This is a genomic window from Flavobacterium ammoniigenes (genome assembly GCF_020886055.1).
Lineage (GTDB): Bacteria > Bacteroidota > Bacteroidia > Flavobacteriales > Flavobacteriaceae > Flavobacterium > Flavobacterium ammoniigenes.
Window position 1 is genome coordinate 428,087 of sequence record NZ_AP025184.1, and the last position, 19,038, is coordinate 447,124.

The following is a 19,038-nucleotide window of genomic DNA, read 5'->3' on the forward strand; positions in this document are numbered from 1 at the left end:
TTATTATCATTATCATTTATTGAATACTTTTTTCAGAAACTGAATAGAATAGTCGACTGTTGTATTAAACCAAGAATCATAAAACCAAAAAGAATGAGGCGCATTTGGAATGGTTTTTAGTTCATTGTATATCGCATGTTGATTTAATTTCGCTATCATATCATCTCGTCCAGCATGAAAACGTGGCATATCACTATTAATATACAAAGTGGGAGGCGTTTTCTCATTCACATGTGTCAAAGCCGAAGCCTCTTTCCAAATTTCAGGTAAAGTTTCATACTCTCCGCCAAGCCATAAACTGGCTGCTTTACCTTCTTCTGATTCTGGATGTTTAAATGCCAGAATTCCGTCTATATCAATAATTGCTTGAACAGTAGAGCTAGGAGTTGAATTGGTAGTGCCAATTAAAGCAGCTAATTGTCCTCCCGACGAACAACCTAATATTGCCACCCTTGACGTATCAACATTATACTGTTTTGCATTTTTTCTTATATACTGAATCGCCTCTTTAATATCCTGAACCGCTGCTGGATAAATAGCTTCCGGGGATAATCTGTATTCTATAGCAAAACAAGAATATCCTTTCGCAGCCATTGCGCTAGCAATTGATCCCATTTGGGATTTATCTCCTGATTTCCATCCTCCGCCATGAACTAATACCACGGCTGGATGTTGCTGTTTTGATTTTTTATAAAAGGCATCTAAGTGCAATCGTCTTGAGTTGATCTCTTTATAAACGATTTCGTTTTCTACAATAACTCTTTTATCTTTTTTGACTTTGGCAATCTGAATATATGGAAATTTTAATTTGTCTTTGCGAAATGAACTAGCAATCGTATATGACGTATCTTTAGTATAGTTGCTTTGGGCAAAACTAGACTGAATTACAGTAATTAAAATTATACAGATCACTCTTTTCATTTCATAAATTTAAAAATTTATTCAGACCCATTTTGTTATGAGTGAAAAAAGGGGACTTGATTATTGCTAATCAGTCCCCCATAAAACAAACTTAAAAAACTATCTATACATGTATATTACAATTAATATCCAGGATTTTGTGGGAAATTTTTGTTTTGATTCAAGTCAATAACATCTTGTGGGATTGGTCTTAAAATCTTAAGCGCTCCTCCAGTTCCAATAAAGCTTGAAGCACCACCATTTGCATTAATTCTATAATGATGTAATGAAGCTCTTTCTACTAATTTACCAGTACGTTTTAAATCAAACCATCTGCTGTATTCCCCCATCAATTCTCTAGCTCTTTCATCTAAAATATAATCAATAGTTAAAGCGGTAGCTGGAGTAGCAGAAGATCTAGTTCTAACAGCATTTAATCTAGCTAATGCTGTAGTTTGATCATTTAATTTAAAGTAAGCCTCGGCAGCAATTAAATAGGTGTCAGATAATCTTGAAACAATAAAGTCTCTAGTGCTCACTCTCGGTGATGATGAACTTGTAGCAAATGGTGCTTTTGGATCATCAAATTTACGAATTGGAATTCCTGAGTAATCAGCAATTGTGGCGTTTGCTGCATAAGTACCGTAAGCGAAATATTTATAACTGGTTGCTTTTCTACCTGTAGCTGTTAAATTAGCTTCGTAGGCTGTTTTGTCTGCAGCAGTAAACCATTTTGGTGCAAAAAACGAACGTACTTTTGCAGTTGGTTTTTTTGTAGCATCGTAGTAATCGTAGTACACTTCATAAATTTCATTCATGAAGGTATTTTCCCATCTTGTATCGCCTTGATCATATAATGAAATGGCAAATTGTGTTGGCAATAAAGTACCTGCTTTATATGGTGCTTTACCTGCAACCTCAGCACCTCCTAAATAGGCGCTAAAATAACTTCCTTGCGCATTTCCTGACTTTTGAGGATCAGCAGTTACAGATGAAGGATCAAATTGTACAGAAAATATAGTTTCTGCATTCATATCTTTATCTGGCATCCAAGTATTATTTGAAGCTACTAAAGCTTGACCTGCAATGGCTTGATCTGCATAACTAGCTGCATTAGCAAAATCCGTTGATTTAGCAAAGCTTTCATAACCTCTTGTCAAATATACTTTAGCTAATAAATCTAAAGCTGCTCTTTTGTTTACTCTTCCAGTGTAAGAACCTGTAGGCAATAATGCTAAAGCTGACACTAATTCAGTTTCAATAAAATTATACACTTCCTCCGCTGAATTTCTATCAAAAGACAACACAGGGTTAGGATTGTAATCTTTGATTATTGGTACTCCACCGTAAGTTTGCACTAATAAAAAATAAGCATTAGCACGAAGGAATTTCAATTCCCCTTTTCTAGCATTTAATGTAGAAGAGGTTGCTGTTAAATCACTATAATACAATCCTGTATTTGCCTTTTGAATCGCTTTAAATCCTTCAGTATATAAATACCCAACGTTAGGAGAAGAAGGACTTAATAATTTGTATTGGCTGATTGCTATAGGCTCTAAATTTTTACCTTCCGCATACAAATCAGTTCCGGCTACAAACAACCAAGGTTCGCTACCATAAATTTCTCTCAATTGAGAGTAATTTGCATTTACCAAAGATTCAAAACCAGCTGCAGTTTTATATACTGCATCAGCATCTACTGTTGATAGGTTTTCTTCTTCTATGAAACTACTACATGAATTTAATGTAATAATTGCTACAGTTAATAATGATATTATTTTTTTCATTTGAATTCGTTTTTATAATTTGATACTTAATCCTAATTGATACGTAATTGACGCTACACGACCTATACCTAAACCAGCACCTGCCCATTCCGGATCGTAACCATCATATTTGGTAAACACAAATGGATTTAATACGTTTCCGTATACTCTTAGTCCTTTTAACTTTAATTTATCCAAAATGTTTTGAGTAAATGTATAGCCTAATGAAATGTTTTTTACCTTAACAAAAGAAGCATCTCTATAGTATCCAACTCCATCATTATTCCAATAAGCACCCTCATTTCTAGGTTGAGGATAATTATAGATTGTATTTTCTGGTAAACCAGCTGTATTGGCTGGCATGTACCAATTAATATCTAATTTTTGTCTTCCTCTATCTGTTAAATCAGTAAAGTTTTTGTGGAATGGACTGAATACTGTAACTCCTTGGCTAATAATTGCAGAAGCCGATAAGTCAAAGTTTCCTACTTTCAATCGTGTTGAAATACTTCCGGTCCAATCAGGATTAGAATTACCAATAATGTATCTATCAGCTGTAGTGATTTTTCCATCTCCATTATGATCCTCAACTTTTGCATTTCCTTCTTTTAAAGCTCCATCAAGATAGGTTTCGCCAGCTCTAACTATACCATTAAATTTATAGTTATAGATCGCATCAATTGATTCCCCAATGAATAAGTTATTACCTACATCATTAGAAGTTTCATCGTAGATTGACTTAATTTTATTAGTGTTTTTAGTAAATACAAAACTTGTTTCCCATGATACTAAATCGGTTTTAATGTTTTTGGTAGTTAAGGCTAACTCAACCCCTCTGTTGCTTACTGAACCAATGTTATTAATGTAAGTAGAAAATCCGTTTTCAATAACTAATTTTTGTTTCAATAATAAATCCGAAGATAATCTATCGTACACATCAACTGTACCTGTAATTCTATCATTGGCAAATCCGAAATCAAAACCTAAGTTCATCTCTCTTGTTTTTTCCCAACCTAAATTACTATTAGTAGGTGAACTTTGAAGCCAACCATTAGCAGTTGTACCATTAAAATCATAATACGTTTGTAAATCTACCTTGTTGATAGTAGAATATGATGGGATGATATTATTCCCAGTGTAACCAAAACTTGTTCTCAATTTCAAATCTGAAAATAATTTTTGATTTTTCATGAAACCTTCTTCGCTAATTCTCCAAGCAAAAGCTCCAGATGGAAAAGAACCCCATTTTTTACCTTCTGCAAAACGAGAAGATCCGTCCCAACGATTTGAAATTGTTAGTAAATAACGACCTTTGTAACCGTAGTTAAAACGAGTAGCAAATGAAGCTAAGGTATTTTTTTCATAAGAAGAACCTAAGTTGAATGAGGTTTGTTTTCCTGATCCAAGGTTATAAATTCCTGTATCAAAAGGCATATAAGCTGAACTAGCTGATAATGTCTCATATCTAGCAGAGTTGATACTTTGTAAACCTAAGAAACTAAACGTATGGTCTTTAACTGCGTAGTCAATATTGAATTGATTATCCCAAGTATAATTGAATCTTTCGTTCTGATCAATTTTAGCAGATGGTAAATTCCCTGTGGATACACCTGTTTGTGTTAGGGCTCCCCAAGATTGTCCTTGTTTCGAAGAATTTAATGCTACCGAATAATTCGTTTTTAATGTCAACCATGATAATGGTTTGAACTCCGCAAAAACACTACTTACACCATTCCAAGTTTTAGTAGCATTAGACGAATTAGCAATTTCTAATAATGGGTTTACCGTACTAGTTTTGTTAACAATAAATGCACCAGTTGCATCTGTTAATTTAGCAGGCAATAATGTTAAAGAACCATCCAAAGCATAAGGAGTATAAAATGGACTCAAACGGAAAGCCTCTTGCATTGCAATAGAACTTCCTTGCTCTTGTTCAATTCTAGCCAATGTGATATTAGCACCTATAGAAAACTTATCATTTACTTTGTGATTTAAACCCAATTTAAATGAATATTTATCTAACGCTTCTTTTTCAATATTTCCTGTCTCTTTTTGTAAACCAAGACCTAAGTTATACGAAACACCACCGTCTGTTCTTCCAGAAACATTCACATAGTGATTTTGTTGGATTCCCGATTTCAATACCGCATCATACCAATCGAAAGTTTCATTGTTCGCAATACGAGTTGCTAATAATGTATTTCCTCCAGCTAAGGCCCCAGCTAAAACTGCAGCAGCAGTATTTGCTGAAGATGAATAATAAGCAGCTAAATGGTATTGCCACCATTTTTGACCGTCCATCATTTTTGGCAGTCTCGCTATATCTTTTTGACCTACGAATGAGTCGTAAGTAACCGACATAGAAGATTTTACTGTTGAACCACTTTTAGTAGTAACAATAACAACCCCGTTAGATCCTCTTGAACCGTAAATAGCAGTAGAAGAAGCATCTTTTAAAATGTCAATTCGAGCAATGTCTTGTGGGTTTAAGAAATCAATGTTGTCAGAAGGCGCACCGTCTACAACATATAACGGTTTAGAATCTGGATTCATAGAGTTTTTTCCTCTAATTGTAATATTAAAAGAATCTCCTAAACGTCCAGTTGAATTAGAAATTTGAACCCCAGAAACAGCACCCTGCATGGCTTCCATTGGGCCAGTTAGATTTCTCTCCGTAATTGCTGCAGCACTCAAAGTACCCACAGAACCTGTAAGGTCTGTTTTCTTTACTTTTCCGTACCCAACTACAACTACTTCCTGCAAGTTTTGCGATTGAGAGACTAATGAAATTTTCACATTCGATTTTCCAGCTACATTTACAGATTGATCTTGATAGCCAATATAACTTACTATAATTGTTGATTTATTTGAAGATAATTTAATAGAAAATTTTCCGTCAAAATCAGTTGAAGCACTGTTTTTTGTGCCTTTTTCAACGATATTTACTCCAGGCATTGCTTGTCCAGTTTCGTCAAGAACAACTCCGCTTAGAGGAGTTTGCTGAGCAAATGCAATTTGCCCAAAAAGCAAACACATAAAAACAAAAAAGGAAAAACAGCTTTTTGCTCCTTTTTTAAATAAACATCTAATACTCATAATTTAATTATTTGTTGGTTATTAATAGGTTTTGTTTAATTATTGATTTTTGGGACTTTCCATTAAAGACCCGTTGATATACGTATTTATAAATTTTAGATTTTCAACATTTTCTATCGAATAATCCGTTTCTACTTTTTCAATAGTAACTTCTTTAAATCGGATGTTTTTTATCGGATAACCTGCATGACCTTTTGCTAATATTCCATACAATCCTCCGTTTTTAACCATACTGTTTTCTATGAAAATATTTTGAACTTGAGGCATGAAAGTCCCCGTTTGATTTCCATGAACGCCATAATGTAAATCGATTCCAAGAACCGATTCCTTTACCTGACCCACTTTAATATTTCGCACAAATACATTTTCAACCAAACCACCTCTTCTTGAATTCGACTTGATTCTTATCGCTCTGTCTAATTCTGGGCTATCCATTACACAGTTCTCAACATAAACATTGCTAACTCCAGCTGAAATTTCACTACCGATAGTAACTCCGCCGTGACCATCATACATTTTACAATCTTGTACAATAATATTTTCACTTTTTATAGCTACACGTCTACCATCATTATCTCTTCCTGATTTAATTGCAATACAATCATCTCCGGTATCGAAAATGGTGTTTTTAATCCAAACATTTTTGGAATACTCGGGATCACAACCATCATTATTTGGACCGTGACTTTTTATAGTTACACCATCAACAATTACATTGGAAGACTTTATTGGGTGAATTACCCAAAAAGGCGCATTTACAATTTGAACCCCTTGAAGTAAAACCTGTGTGCATTCGAAAAATTCGATACAATTAGGTCTTAAAAAATGCCCTTTGCCAAAAACTCTTTCAGCTACAGGTACCCCTTTATCGGCTAAATCCATTAATTTATTTACATCTTCTTTTTGATCCGGCATACCTTTTTTCCACCCATAGGTGTTTTTGCCACACCAAGACCACCATTGTTCATTACTTCCTTGACCATTCAAAGTTCCTTTACCTGTCACCGCAACATTATGTTTGTTGTAAGCATAAATTAAAGGAGAATAATTCATCAACTCTGTTCCTTCAAATGAAGTATGAACTATTGGATAAACTGAAGGATCTGTATTAAATAAAATTTCAGCACCTTCAACTAAATGCAAATTCACATTGTTATCTAAATGAATTGGGCCTGTACAATATTTCCCTGAAGGGACTAATACAATACCCCCACCGTTTTTGGTGCATTTTTGAATTGCTTTTTCAAAAACTTTTGAATTATCAATGATTCCTCCCGGCTTTGCACCAAAATCAAGTATGTTGTACGTTTTATTTTTAAACACAGGCTCTTTAATAGTAGCAAGGATAGAGGGTAATTTTGCCCAAGCACTGCTAGAATTTACCTCACTTTGACCCATAGCAGGACAAGCCAATAACAACATGATATATGTTGCTAGATGTGCAATTGACAACTTAATTACTTTAAAAGGCTTGCGCATAAGGTTTAATTAATATCGATTTTGAATGTAACAATAATGTAATCGATTACACAAACGTAATAATAAATTTGAAATAAACAAAAAAAAGTGAGAAAAAAAACATAAATAAAATTAAAATCAGCTATTTATTGTGACTTATAGTAGTATTAAAGCCATTGACTTATACATTTCACATTTAAAGTTGCACAAGTTTGTTGTAAATTAAACTTTAAACTCCTAAAATTGTAATCGATAACATTAAAACGGAATGATTTATTTTTTTGTTACATTTACCAACCAATTACACGAATTTTTGAGATGATAGAAAAAGTTACTATTTATGATATTGCTAAAAAACTTGACATAACAGCCGCTACTGTCTCAAGAGCTTTGAACAATAATCCTAAAATAAGCCCAGCAACTAGAAAATTAGTTCTTGATACTGCTGCGAAAATGAATTACAAACAAAACAAACTAGCTCAGGCGCTCCGAAGTGGGAAAAGCAATAACGTTGGTGTAATTGTTCCTAGAATTGATAGCAATTTCTTCGCATCGGTCATTCGTGGCATCGAAGAAGAATTACATCCAGAGGGGTATCATGTTATTATTTGTCAAACACATGAAGACGAAAAAAGAGAAATCGAAAATATCAATACATTGCTCAATGCCCAGGTGGACGGAATTCTTATGTCTATATCTAATGTAAGTACAGAAAATGAACATGTGATTAAACGCGTCATAAAAGAAAGAGTTCCTTTAGTGTTTTTTGATAGAAAAATGAATGTTGATGGAGTTAGTTCGGTTACCATTAATGACTTCGAAGGGGGATATATTGCAACTAAACATTTAATTGATGAAGGATGTACTAAAATTGCTCACCTTGCCGGAGATCAAACTTTAGAAATTTATCAAAATCGATACAAAGGATACAAACAAGCTCTTGTTGATCACAATATCACTTTCAAGGAAGAATACGTTTTAAGAACTAAAAGTAATGTTGAGGCTGGAATTAATGCCGCCAAAACCTTATTATCACAAGAAACTCCTCCTGATGCTATTTTTTCTTCGAGTGATTTTGCTGGATTAGGTGCTATTCAAGAATTGAAAGAACAAGGAATGGCTATACCGGATGATTTTTGTGTAGTGGGTTTTGGTAACGAACCTTTTACCAAATTCATGGAATTGTCCATCTCCTCTATAGATCAATCCCCGATGGAAATGGGTAAAATGGCAGCTAAAGTATTTTTGGAACAAATCAATAATACCAACAATTTAAAAATTGAAAAGAAAGTAGTCCTTGTACCAGAATTACTCACTCGTAAATCTTCAAATAGACAAAATAAATAAAAAAGGAGAGCTAATTGCTCTCCTTTTTTATTTAAATCTAATGTGTTCATTTACAAAGACACACCTCGTTTCCATGGAATAAAATCGTTTTGATTTAGGATGGCTGCTTTGGTTTTAATATTGCCACTTGCCACTTGAATGACAAATTCTAACATTTCGTCAGCCATTTCCTCAATTGATTTATCACCCGTGATAATTTCACCTGTATTAAAATCGATAATATCAGACATTTTATTAGCCAATTGCGTGTTTGATGACACTTTTACAACTGGAGCAATTGGATTTCCTGTTGGAGTTCCTAAACCTGTTGTAAATAATACCATATTGGCGCCTGAACCTACCATGGCAGTAGTACATTCTACATCATTTCCTGGAGTACATAACAAGGTAAACCCTGGCTCGTTAATGTATTCTCCATAATCGTAAACCCCTACAATTGGAGAAGTCCCTCCTTTTTTAGAAGCCCCTGCTGATTTCATTGCATCTGTAATCAAACCGTCTTTGATGTTACCCGGCGATGGATTCATATCAAATCCCGAACCGGCATCCACCACTGATTTTTCATACCATTGCATTAATTCTAAGAAACGTTTCCCATCTTTATCATCTACACAACGATTTACTAATTCCTGTTCGACTCCACATAATTCCGGGAATTCAGAAAGAATTGTTGTTCCTCCTAATGCTACTAATTTATCAGATAAAACCCCTAATGTTGGATTAGCAGAAATTCCAGAGAATCCATCTGAACCTCCACACTCTAATCCAATTGTTAATTTAGATAAAGGCGCTGGTTTTCTAACAATTTTATTTGCTTCTTTAATTGCAGCAAAAGAATCTTTTACTACTGTACTCAACATTTCTTCGATAGTTCCAATAGATTGTTGATCGTAAATCAAAACAGGCTTATCGCTGTTTGGATTAATCGCTTTCATGGCATCTTGGAAAATTGAAATCTGCAAGTTTTGACAACCCAAACTTAAAACAGTAGCACCAGCTACATTTGGGTTGTTCACGTATCCAGCCAATAGCTTGGCTAATGAGTGAGAATCCTGACGAATTCCACCACAACCCCCTTGATGCTGAATGAATTTTACATCAATATTTTCGAATAAATCAACTTCTGCTGATTTTGTAACCGCATCATCAGCTCCCGTTTCAGAATTTACTAAAGAGCGAAGCAACAATTGGTAGTCGTTTTCTTTTGGTTTTTTCAATTCCTTTTCGAAAATTCCTTTTAGGATTTCGATATTTCTGTTTTCACAGAATACTAATGGGAAAAACAACCAAACATTTTCTGTTCCTACCTGACCATCTGTTCTGTGATACCCCATGAAAGTTTTATCTTTCCATTGGTCTACGTTAGGAACTTCCCAACCAATAGTATCTGTTTTACCAGTTACTTTGGCACTTTCGTGTTTAACATTGGCAGTAGTAATGGTATCTCCTTTAGCAATTGTTTGACTTGCTTTTCCAACGATTACACCGTACATAATAATTTTGTCACCAGATTGAAAATCTTTCATCGCAATCTTATGTTTCATTTTAGTATCTGACAAAACTACAACGTCTTCTCCTTCATATGGTATAGTTTCTCCAGCAACTAGGTTCACTAAAGCTACTGCTACATTATCAGTAGGATCTACTTTTATTAATTTTTTTTGCATGTTATTTTATATAAAAATTAATTTACAATTATTTGCTAAAGTTTACAAAGCCTTGTTGAATTCCATTGGCTTCAATTTCATTTAATGCATGCACTAAAGCTTCTGCAAGTCCTTTAACCTTATTTAAATCTTCATCCCAGAAATCAGTATTCGCTAAAACTGCTGCAACAACTGATTCTATATTTCCTAATTCCCAAGCTTTTTTGAATGCTTCAACTAATTCCGGAGTATCTTTCACCGGTAAAGCTTCATTATTCCAAGTTCCTTTATAAAATTGGATCAAACAAGCTAATGAAAAAGTCAAACTAGTAGGTAATTTTTTAGTGGTTTTATAATACCCTAATAAACTTGGTAACACTCTTACTTTGAATTTTGAAATTGAATTTAAAGCAATATCTGCTAATGCATGCTTGATAAATGGGTTTCTAAAACGATCCATTACCTCTTCAGCATAAGCCGTAATTTCATTTTTATCCATCGGTAGCGTTTCGCTAATTTCAGCGATCACATTATCAACAAACGGTCCAGTAAAATCTCCATTAACGGTTTCCATAACTAATTTGTTACCAAATAAAAGAGAAACAGGAACCATTGCTGTATGTGCACCATTCAAAATACGAACTTTAATCATTTTGAAAGGACGAATATCGTCAACAATCTTGACGTTCAAATCTGTTTTGTCGAATGGAAGTTTGGCTTTCAAATCGTCTCCACCTTCAATCGCCCATAGGAAAAATGGTTCCGCAGCAACAATTAAGTTATCTTGATAATCTAATTTGTTATTGTACTCCTCAATTTCAGCTCTTGGATATCCCGGAACAATTCTGTCAACCAAAGTACTGTGGTAGGTACAGTCTTCTGAAACCCATTTTTTAAATGCAGCGTCTAAATTCCATAAATCACAGTATTGCAAGATGCATTTTTTTAATGTTTCAGAGTTGTAATCTATCAATTCACAAGGAATAATAGTTACTGCTTTAGAAGCCTCTCCATTGAAATGTTGGAATCTTTCGTGTAACAAAAGGGTTAATTTAGCAGGAAATGCGGCTGGCGGCTGCATATCCGGAGTATCGGTATCCAGGAATTCAATTCCTGCTTCCGTAGTATTTGAAACAATAAACTGAAGTGCTGGCTCTTTAGCTAAGGCTAAATAATCTGCAAAATCACTATAGGGATTAATTGCTTTTACAATATTTGAAATCAACTGGATATCTTGAATTTTTTCTCCTTTTTTGATTCCGTTCATAAACAGCGTATATAAACCATCCTGATCATTAATCATATTTACCATTCCCTCTTTCAATGGCTGAACTACTGCAATACCAGCATTAAAATCAACTTCGTTGTTTAACCTATGAAATGCGTAATCCACAAAGGCTCTCAAAAAATTTCCTTCTCCAAATTGAACTACTTTTATGGGTAATCTGTTTTCTAAACCTTTACTTTTTCTGTTTAATTTTTCCATTGTATTAATTATTCGATCCTATTTTATCTTTTTTTAATTAGAATAAACGACTTATTTTCTTCTCCTTAACAACCTCCAGTAGAGGAATAGTAGAGGCTATTTCAAATTAGATATAAGCCGTTTATTAAAATTTTATACTCCTCCAAAAACTGTAAATCCTCCGTCAACAGTTATTTTTGATCCTGTTACATATTTTGATGCATCACTCAAAAGCCAAATCAAAGCGCCTACTAACTCTTCAGGATTTCCAAATCGTTTGAAAGGGGTATTTTGGATGACTAATTGACCTCTTTCGGTTAAACTTCCATCGGTATTTGTGAGTAATGTTTTATTTTGTTCTGTTAAAAAAAATCCAGGTGCAATCGAATTCATCCGAATGGCATCTCCAAAGCGTTTGGCCAATTCCACAGCAAACCACTGTGTATACGAATCAATAGCCGACTTTGCCAAGCTATATCCTAAAACCTTAGTTATGGCTAACTGAGAAACAACGGAAGAAATATTGACAATACTTCCTGAACCATTCTTTTTGATTGCTTTCCCAAAAACTTGTGTAGGCATCACTGTTCCCATCAAATTCAATTGCATCACTTCTTGCAATGCCTGAAAATTAAGCTCGAATACATCCTGATCCGGTTGTACAACTGCATTTGGTATATTTCCTCCTGCCGCATTGACTAATCCATCAATTTTACCAAAAGCAGTAAGCATTTGCTGGCAAGCTGCTTCTAATTGCGATTCATTAGTAACATCAGCAATTAAAGCCAAAGCTTGTCCGCCTTTTTGATTAATTGCATTTGCTCTTTCATTAGCAATTTTCTCGTTTCTTCCCAAAATTCCCACGATACCACCTGCAGCAGCAATTCCATCAACGAATGCTCCTCCTAGGACTCCGGTTCCTCCGGTTACAACGATTACCTTGCCCGCTAATGAAAAATTAGGTTCCAATGAATTATAAATTTGTTCTAACGGTTTGTACTAAATGCAATATTTTTTTTGTTTCTGATTCAATAGTGGTATAGTCTTGATCAGCCATTAACTTTTTGCTGATTAATTTACTACCCATCCCCACTGCTGAAACTCCAGCTTTGAACCAAGCTTGAATATTTTCGTGTGTTGTATCTACTCCTCCTGTTGGCATAAATACCAATTTTGGAAAAATATCTTTGATGCTACTCAAATAATCAGGGCCTAACATATTACCTGGGAATAATTTTATAAAAGTCACTCCTGCATTTTCAGCCGCAATGATTTCTGTTGGCGTCATACATCCTGGGCTGTATAAAGCGCCTTTTTCAATCAAAAATGAAGCAACTTCAGGAACAAATCCAGGACTAATAAAAAAATCAGCGCCAACATTGTAATAGGCTGAGGCTTGTTCTACATTTTTAATGGTTCCAATTCCCAACAATAGTTCAGGCATTTCGGCATTTCGAACTTCAATCATTTTGGTGAAATTTCGCAAAGCCGACTCACCACGACTGGTGTATTCGACCGCTTTGATTCCGCCTCTATAAATGGCCCTTAACACTTCAATTGTAACATTCTCATCTTCATTGTAATACAATGGAAGCATGCCTTGTTGAATAATCGCGGCTGTTATTTTTTGTATCTTATTCATATTCTAATTTATCTTGAAACTAGCGCCGATCCGTCGCCATCAATCATGTTTTCAACTTCTTTTAAAGTAACCAAATTATAATCTCCAGCAATACTATGCTTAAGAGCACATGCCGCCACAGAAAAATCAACAATACGTTGTTTATTGTCAGGCTGAGAAATTAATCCGTAGATCAAGGCACCCATGAAGGCATCTCCACTTCCAACACGATCCACCACAGGAGTAGCTTCTCTAACAACAGAATTATAAATTGCTTTTTTATCATATAGGATTCCACCTATTCTTTGATGCGATGCACTCACCGAATAGCGTAATGTTGTTGCTATTGTTTTTAAATTGGGACACAAATCAAATAACCTATCGTAAACAACTGGCAATGAATTCGTATCCTGATAATCTGGATTTACCTTAGCTTGACCTAACATAAAAAAAGCTGTATCAATATCACCTAAAATCACATTGGTATAGTGTAATAATTCAGGCATAACCTCAGCAGGAGTCTTTCCATACTGCCATAATTTAGATCTGTAATTCAAATCGCAAGAGATGGTTAGTCCCAAATCATGAGCCGCTTTCACAGCTTCCAAACAAGCTTGAGCAGCTGAATCTGAAATAGCTGGTGTAATGCCGCTCCAATGAAACCAAGTGACACCTTTGAAAATTTTCTTCCAATCAATCATTCCGGTTTCAAGCGATGCCATGGCACTATGAGCCCTGTCATACACCACGTTACTGGCTCTGCTTCCCGCACCAGTTTCCAAGTAATAGATTCCTAAACGGTCGCCACCAAAAAGTACATTTTGAGAAGCCACATTCATTTTTCGCATTTCTTTCACTGCACACATACCAATTTCATTATTGGGAACGCGAGTTACAAACTCGGCATCAATTCCATAATTGGCTAAAGAAACGGCAACATTGAATTCGCCACCACCATAAGTAGCGGTAAATCCCTTTGCTTGTTCAAAACGCAAATGACTATCTGTTGAAAGGCGCAACATGATTTCGCCAAAAGTGACTACTTTGTTCATAATCTATAGTTTAAAAAGAGTTATTCAAAATTTAGGTAATGTACCGATTAAAATTTGAAGTATTCTTTTGCATTATTGTAACTAATATCAGATACCATTTTACCAATCCATTCCATATCATTTGGCAATTCTCCTCTTTTGATTTCATCTCCTAAAAGATTACACAAAATACGTCTGAAATATTCGTGTCTAGGGAAGGATAAAAAGCTTCGTGAATCGGTTAACATTCCGATGAAACAACTAATTAAACCCATATTAGATAAGGCATTCAATTGTTTGGTCATTCCGTCTTTTTGGTCTAAAAACCACCATCCTGAACCAAATTGAACTTTTCCTCTAACACTACCGTCATTGAAATTTCCAATCATCGTTGCCATCACTTCGTTATCAGCAGGATTCAAATTGTAAATGATTGTTTTAGTCAATTTATCTTTACTGTCTAAAGCGTTTAAAAAGCCAGATAATTTTTGTGCTTGTGGATAATCACCAATAGAATCCCAACCAGTATCAGGTCCTAAAATGCGATGCATACGCGCATTATTATTTCGTAAAGCACCTAAATGAAGTTGTTGTACCCAACCAAATTCATGATAGGTTTCGAATAAGAAAAATAAAATCGCACTTTGGAATTTCAAAGCTTCCTCATTTGTCAAGTTTCCATTGTCTCTCTTCTTTTTGAAAATCGCATTAACTTCACTTTCGGTGTAGTTTTCAAAATACACTTGATCCAAACCATGGTCACATAATTTGCATCCGTTTTTGTCAAAATAGTCAATTCTGTTTCGAAGTGCAGTACATAAATCAGCATACGAATTGATGGAAACACCAGCTACTTCTCCTAAAGTATTGATGTAGTCATTATAACCATCCGCAGCAATTAAAATAGCTCTGTCTGGTCTAAATGCCGTACTTACTTTTACTTCAAAAGCACTTTTACTTAATTGTTGGTGGTACTGTAAATTATCGATTGGATCTTCGGTAGTACACACCAATTCAGCATTTACTTTGCGAAGCAAATTTTGGGTGCTGTATTGTGCCGAATTGATTTTGGCAGAAGCCTCTTCGTATATTTTTTCTGCTGATTTTTCATTCAACAAATCGTAGATATCAAAATAACGAGCCAGTTCTAAATGCGTCCAGTGATACAAAGGATTACGCATCGTATACGGAACCGTTTTAGCCCAATTCATAAACTTATCTTTATCAGAACCATTACCAGTAATGAACTGTTCATTCACTCCTAAAGTACGCATCGCGCGCCATTTGTAATGATCTCCATTGATCCATACTTTGGTTACATTATCAAAAATTTTATCGTCTGCAATAGCCTGAGGAGACAAATGATTGTGGTAATCAATAATCGGCTGGTTTTTAGAATAATTATGGTATAATTCTTCTGCGTATTTATTCTCTAATAAAAAATTGTCGTGAATGAATGTTGTGCTCATGCTATATTAAAAAAAATTAATTTTCGTTTGAAGGTTTACCAATGGTTGCTAAAATGCCCCCATCTACGTAAACAATTTGTCCGTTTACAAAATCACTGGCTTTGGATGCCAAAAATACGGCTGCACCAGCTAAATCTTCAGGGTTTCCCCAACGGGCTGCAGGCGTTCTGTTGATGATGAATTCGTTAAATGGATGACCATCCACTCGAATCGGTTCGGTTTGGGAAGTAGCAAAATACCCTGGCCCAATTCCGTTTACCTGGATGTTGTGCTTAGCCCATTCTGTAGCTAGATTTCGAGTTAACATTTTCAATCCACCTTTAGCAGCGGCATAAGCCGAAACGCTATTTCTTCCCAACTCGCTCATCATGGAGCATATGTTGATTATTTTGCCTTCTTGTCTTTCGATCATTTGTTTGACAACCAATTGCGACATTATAAAAGGACCTACTAAATCCACATCGATTACTTGTCTGAAATCGGCAACCGACATGGTGGTAGCCAATTCTCTTTTGATAATTCCTGCATTGTTTACAAGAATATGAATGTCACCTAATTCTTTCGCAATCAAATCTATATTCTCAGCAGCCGCTTTTTCATTGGTTACATCAAATAAATAGCCTGAAGCTTTGTACCCTTTGCTTTTATAATAGTTCAAAGCCTCTTCCATTTTAGAAGGCGTTGTTCCAGTAATTACCAATTCGGCACCGGCTTGTGCCAATCCTTCGGCCATTGCCATACCCAAACCATGAGTTCCACCAGTAATCAAGGCGCGTTTACCTGTTAAGTCAAATAAATTCATTGTTTATCGTAATTCGTTAGGTGCTACAATATCCATATCGCCATAATCTAAATTCTCGCCTGCCATTCCCCAAATAAATGAATAGTTTGATGTTCCAGCACCAGAGTGAATAGACCATTCTGGAGACAATACCGCTTGGTTATTTTGCATGAAAATGTGTCGTGTGTTTTGAGGTTCTCCCATAAAATGACTGATGGTTTGTCCTTCTTCCAAATCAAAATAGAAATAAGCTTCCATTCGTCGATTGTGCGTATGTGAGGGCATTGTGTTCCAAATATTACCTGGTAACAATTCGGTTAATCCCATTTGTAATTGGCAAGTTTCAACCACACTATTTACAATCAGTTTATTGATGATGCGTTTGTTGGCAAATTTTTCTTCGCCCAAATGCACAATCTCGGCATTTTCCTTGGTCACTTTTTTGTTTGGAAATTTATGGTGAGCTGGAGCCGAATTAATATAAAACAAAGGTTGTTCTCCATTAGTTGCAGAAAAAAGGACTTCTTTACAACCTTGACCTACATACAAAGCCTCTTTTTTCTCTAAGAAATAATCTACTCCATCGACAGTTACTTTTCCGCTTCCACCTACATTGATAATTCCTAATTCTCTTCGATCAAGAAAATGCTCTGACTTCAAATACGGAATCGTTTCTAATTTTAAACTTCTATCAACAGGCATAATTCCCCCAACGATATATCGGTCATACATCGAGTAGGTTAACTGGATTTGATTAGCAACAAAAAGCGTTTCAATTAAGAAATGTTCTCTTAATTCGCTAGTAGTATATCTATTGGCATCCTTTGGATGTGATGCGTATCTGAATTCAAAATTGGTCATTCTTTATTTATTTAGTTGAACTAAAATCTTCATTGATAATTTATAAATCTGTGATTGGACTGTATTTTGGAACCAAGGTTTTCATCACTGTCCAACCTACTAAATAGCAAACAGCACAGATTGAAAAGATAATGAAGTAACCCGCTTCAATACCTTCAAATCCCATAAATGACATATTGGTGTCTTTGGCATGATCAAACAAAACACCCGATCCTTTGTTAATTAGAGTAGAGCCCAATCCGCCTGCTAAACCCCCTATTCCTGTTACAGTAGCTATTGCTTTTTTAGGAAACATGTCGCCAACAGTAGTGAATATATTAGCCGACCACGATTGATGCGCTGCTCCTGCTATACCAATAATAATTACAGGCAACCAATAGGTATAATGTCCTAAAGGTTGCGCTACTAAAGCTAACAAAGGGAAAAAAGCAAAAATTAACATCGCTTTCATTCTCCCATCGTACGGATTCATACCTTTCTTTTCTACAAAATAAGTTGGTAGCCATCCTCCAATAATAGACAGCAAAGTAATCATATACAATACAAACAATGGCAATGCAGCTTCAGTTGCATCCATTTCATAAACCGAACTTAAATAGGCTGGCGTCCAAAATAAAAAGAACCACCAAACTCCGTCGGTCATGAATTTACCAAAAGCAAAAGCCCAGGTTTGTTTGTATCTAAAACAATCTTTTAAACTTACTTTAGTAGCCGTTTCAGCTACATACCCTACTAATTTACTATCTGCAATTACATCTTGTTGAATGTATTCTAATTCTTCAAGACTAACCATAGGATGTTTTTCAGGTTTATCATACAATAATACCCAGAATCCCATCCAAACAAAACCCAAGGCTCCAATAATTATAAAGGACATTTCCCAGCCGAAAGCTTCTGCAATAAACGGAATGGTGATGGGTGCTGCTAGAGCCCCAACTGTTGCTCCCGAATTAAATATACTTGTTGAAAAAGCTCTATCTTTTTTTGGAAAATACTCCGCTGTAGTTTTAATTGCAGCTGGAAAATTTCCTGCTTCACCTACTGCCAAAACAAATCGAGCTAAAATAAATAAAGTCACACTAGTGGAGATGACCATTCCTGTATCATTAACTTTTTCAATAGCATTTTTGGCTCCTTCAAATCCTACTAACCAATTTCCAGTTAGAATTCCTGAAGTAGCAATGCCGGCAAATGCATGTAAACAAGCTCCAAAAGACCAAACACCAATAGCCCAAAGAAATCCTTTCTTAGTATCTAAAATATCTACTAATCTACCTGCAAACAATAAGGATACAGCATAAAATATAGAAAACAAAGCAGTAATATTTCCGTAGTCATTGTTGGTCCAATGAAACTCTGGCGCAATAAAATCACTCCAAGTCAAAGAAAGAACTTGTCTATCCAAATAATTAATGGTGGTAGCAAAAAATAATAAGCTACAAATAGTCCAACGGAAATTTCCGACTTTCTTTTTAGTGGTGGTCATAATCAGGTTAGTTTGGTTAGTTGAGCAAATCAATTAAATTTTAACTATTTTCGTAAGAGTATTAATTTGATTTGCACAAATATACAATTTTTAGTTTTTAATGTAATCGAT

General features: G+C 35.1%; 14 protein-coding genes. 1 reads left to right on the top strand and 13 read right to left on the bottom strand.

Translation table 11 applies throughout. The features are described from left to right. Positions 1 to 12 precede the first annotated feature (12 nt). The 4 genes from LPC21_RS01880 to LPC21_RS01895 form a co-directional block, all read right to left on the bottom strand. Positions 13 to 921, bottom strand: coding sequence for an alpha/beta hydrolase (locus tag LPC21_RS01880; protein WP_229317816.1), 909 nt, complete (start codon positions 919 to 921; stop codon positions 13 to 15). A 122-nt stretch (positions 922 to 1,043) separates the two neighbouring features. Continuing rightward, complete coding sequence (locus tag LPC21_RS01885; protein WP_229317817.1) at positions 1,044 to 2,687, bottom strand: RagB/SusD family nutrient uptake outer membrane protein; 1,644 nt, start codon at positions 2,685 to 2,687, stop codon at positions 1,044 to 1,046. 12 nt (positions 2,688 to 2,699) lie between these two features. Then, positions 2,700 to 5,762: a SusC/RagA family TonB-linked outer membrane protein gene (locus tag LPC21_RS01890; RefSeq protein WP_229317818.1), complete on the bottom strand. Its 3,063-nt coding sequence runs from the start codon at positions 5,760 to 5,762 to the stop codon at positions 2,700 to 2,702. 39 nt (positions 5,763 to 5,801) lie between these two features. Beyond that, positions 5,802 to 7,241: a glycoside hydrolase family 28 protein gene (locus LPC21_RS01895; protein WP_229317819.1), complete on the bottom strand. Its 1,440-nt coding sequence runs from the start codon at positions 7,239 to 7,241 to the stop codon at positions 5,802 to 5,804. Between the two features lie 297 nt (positions 7,242 to 7,538). Here LPC21_RS01895 and LPC21_RS01900 point away from each other — a divergent pair, with 297 nt between their 5' ends. Further along, positions 7,539 to 8,567, top strand: coding sequence for a LacI family DNA-binding transcriptional regulator (locus tag LPC21_RS01900; protein ID WP_229317820.1), 1,029 nt, complete (start codon positions 7,539 to 7,541; stop codon positions 8,565 to 8,567). Positions 8,568 to 8,617: 50 nt separating this feature from the next. On the opposite strand, the gene LPC21_RS01905 is transcribed toward LPC21_RS01900, so the two are convergent. The 9 genes from LPC21_RS01905 to LPC21_RS01945 all read right to left on the bottom strand — a co-directional run bounded on the left by LPC21_RS01905 (position 8,618) and on the right by LPC21_RS01945 (position 18,927). After that, positions 8,618 to 10,234: a UxaA family hydrolase gene (locus tag LPC21_RS01905; RefSeq protein ID WP_229317821.1), complete on the bottom strand. Its 1,617-nt coding sequence runs from the start codon at positions 10,232 to 10,234 to the stop codon at positions 8,618 to 8,620. Between the two features lie 28 nt (positions 10,235 to 10,262). Further along, positions 10,263 to 11,699 (bottom strand): tagaturonate reductase, encoded by a 1,437-nt coding sequence (locus LPC21_RS01910; RefSeq protein WP_229317822.1) that lies wholly within the window; start codon positions 11,697 to 11,699, stop codon positions 10,263 to 10,265. A 132-nt stretch (positions 11,700 to 11,831) separates the two neighbouring features. Beyond that, complete coding sequence (locus LPC21_RS01915; protein WP_229317823.1) at positions 11,832 to 12,647, bottom strand: SDR family oxidoreductase; 816 nt, start codon at positions 12,645 to 12,647, stop codon at positions 11,832 to 11,834. 4 nt (positions 12,648 to 12,651) lie between these two features. Then, positions 12,652 to 13,320: a bifunctional 4-hydroxy-2-oxoglutarate aldolase/2-dehydro-3-deoxy-phosphogluconate aldolase gene (locus tag LPC21_RS01920; protein ID WP_229317824.1), complete on the bottom strand. Its 669-nt coding sequence runs from the start codon at positions 13,318 to 13,320 to the stop codon at positions 12,652 to 12,654. Between the two features lie 8 nt (positions 13,321 to 13,328). Further along, positions 13,329 to 14,351 (bottom strand): sugar kinase, encoded by a 1,023-nt coding sequence (locus LPC21_RS01925; RefSeq protein WP_229317825.1) that lies wholly within the window; start codon positions 14,349 to 14,351, stop codon positions 13,329 to 13,331. Positions 14,352 to 14,398: 47 nt separating this feature from the next. After that, positions 14,399 to 15,799, bottom strand: a complete 1,401-nt coding sequence (gene uxaC / locus LPC21_RS01930) for a glucuronate isomerase (RefSeq protein ID WP_229317826.1) — start codon at positions 15,797 to 15,799, stop codon at positions 14,399 to 14,401. Between the two features lie 16 nt (positions 15,800 to 15,815). Continuing rightward, complete coding sequence (locus tag LPC21_RS01935) at positions 15,816 to 16,601, bottom strand: gluconate 5-dehydrogenase (protein ID WP_229317827.1); 786 nt, start codon at positions 16,599 to 16,601, stop codon at positions 15,816 to 15,818. 3 nt (positions 16,602 to 16,604) lie between these two features. After that, entirely contained in the window at positions 16,605 to 17,441 is an 837-nt protein-coding gene (kduI, locus tag LPC21_RS01940; RefSeq protein WP_229317828.1) for a 5-dehydro-4-deoxy-D-glucuronate isomerase, read from the bottom strand. Positions 17,442 to 17,481: 40 nt separating this feature from the next. Next, positions 17,482 to 18,927 carry an MFS transporter gene (locus LPC21_RS01945; RefSeq protein WP_229317829.1) on the bottom strand — a complete coding sequence of 482 codons (1,446 nt, stop codon included), beginning with the start codon at positions 18,925 to 18,927 and terminating at the stop codon, positions 17,482 to 17,484. Positions 18,928 to 19,038: the final 111 nt, after the last annotated feature.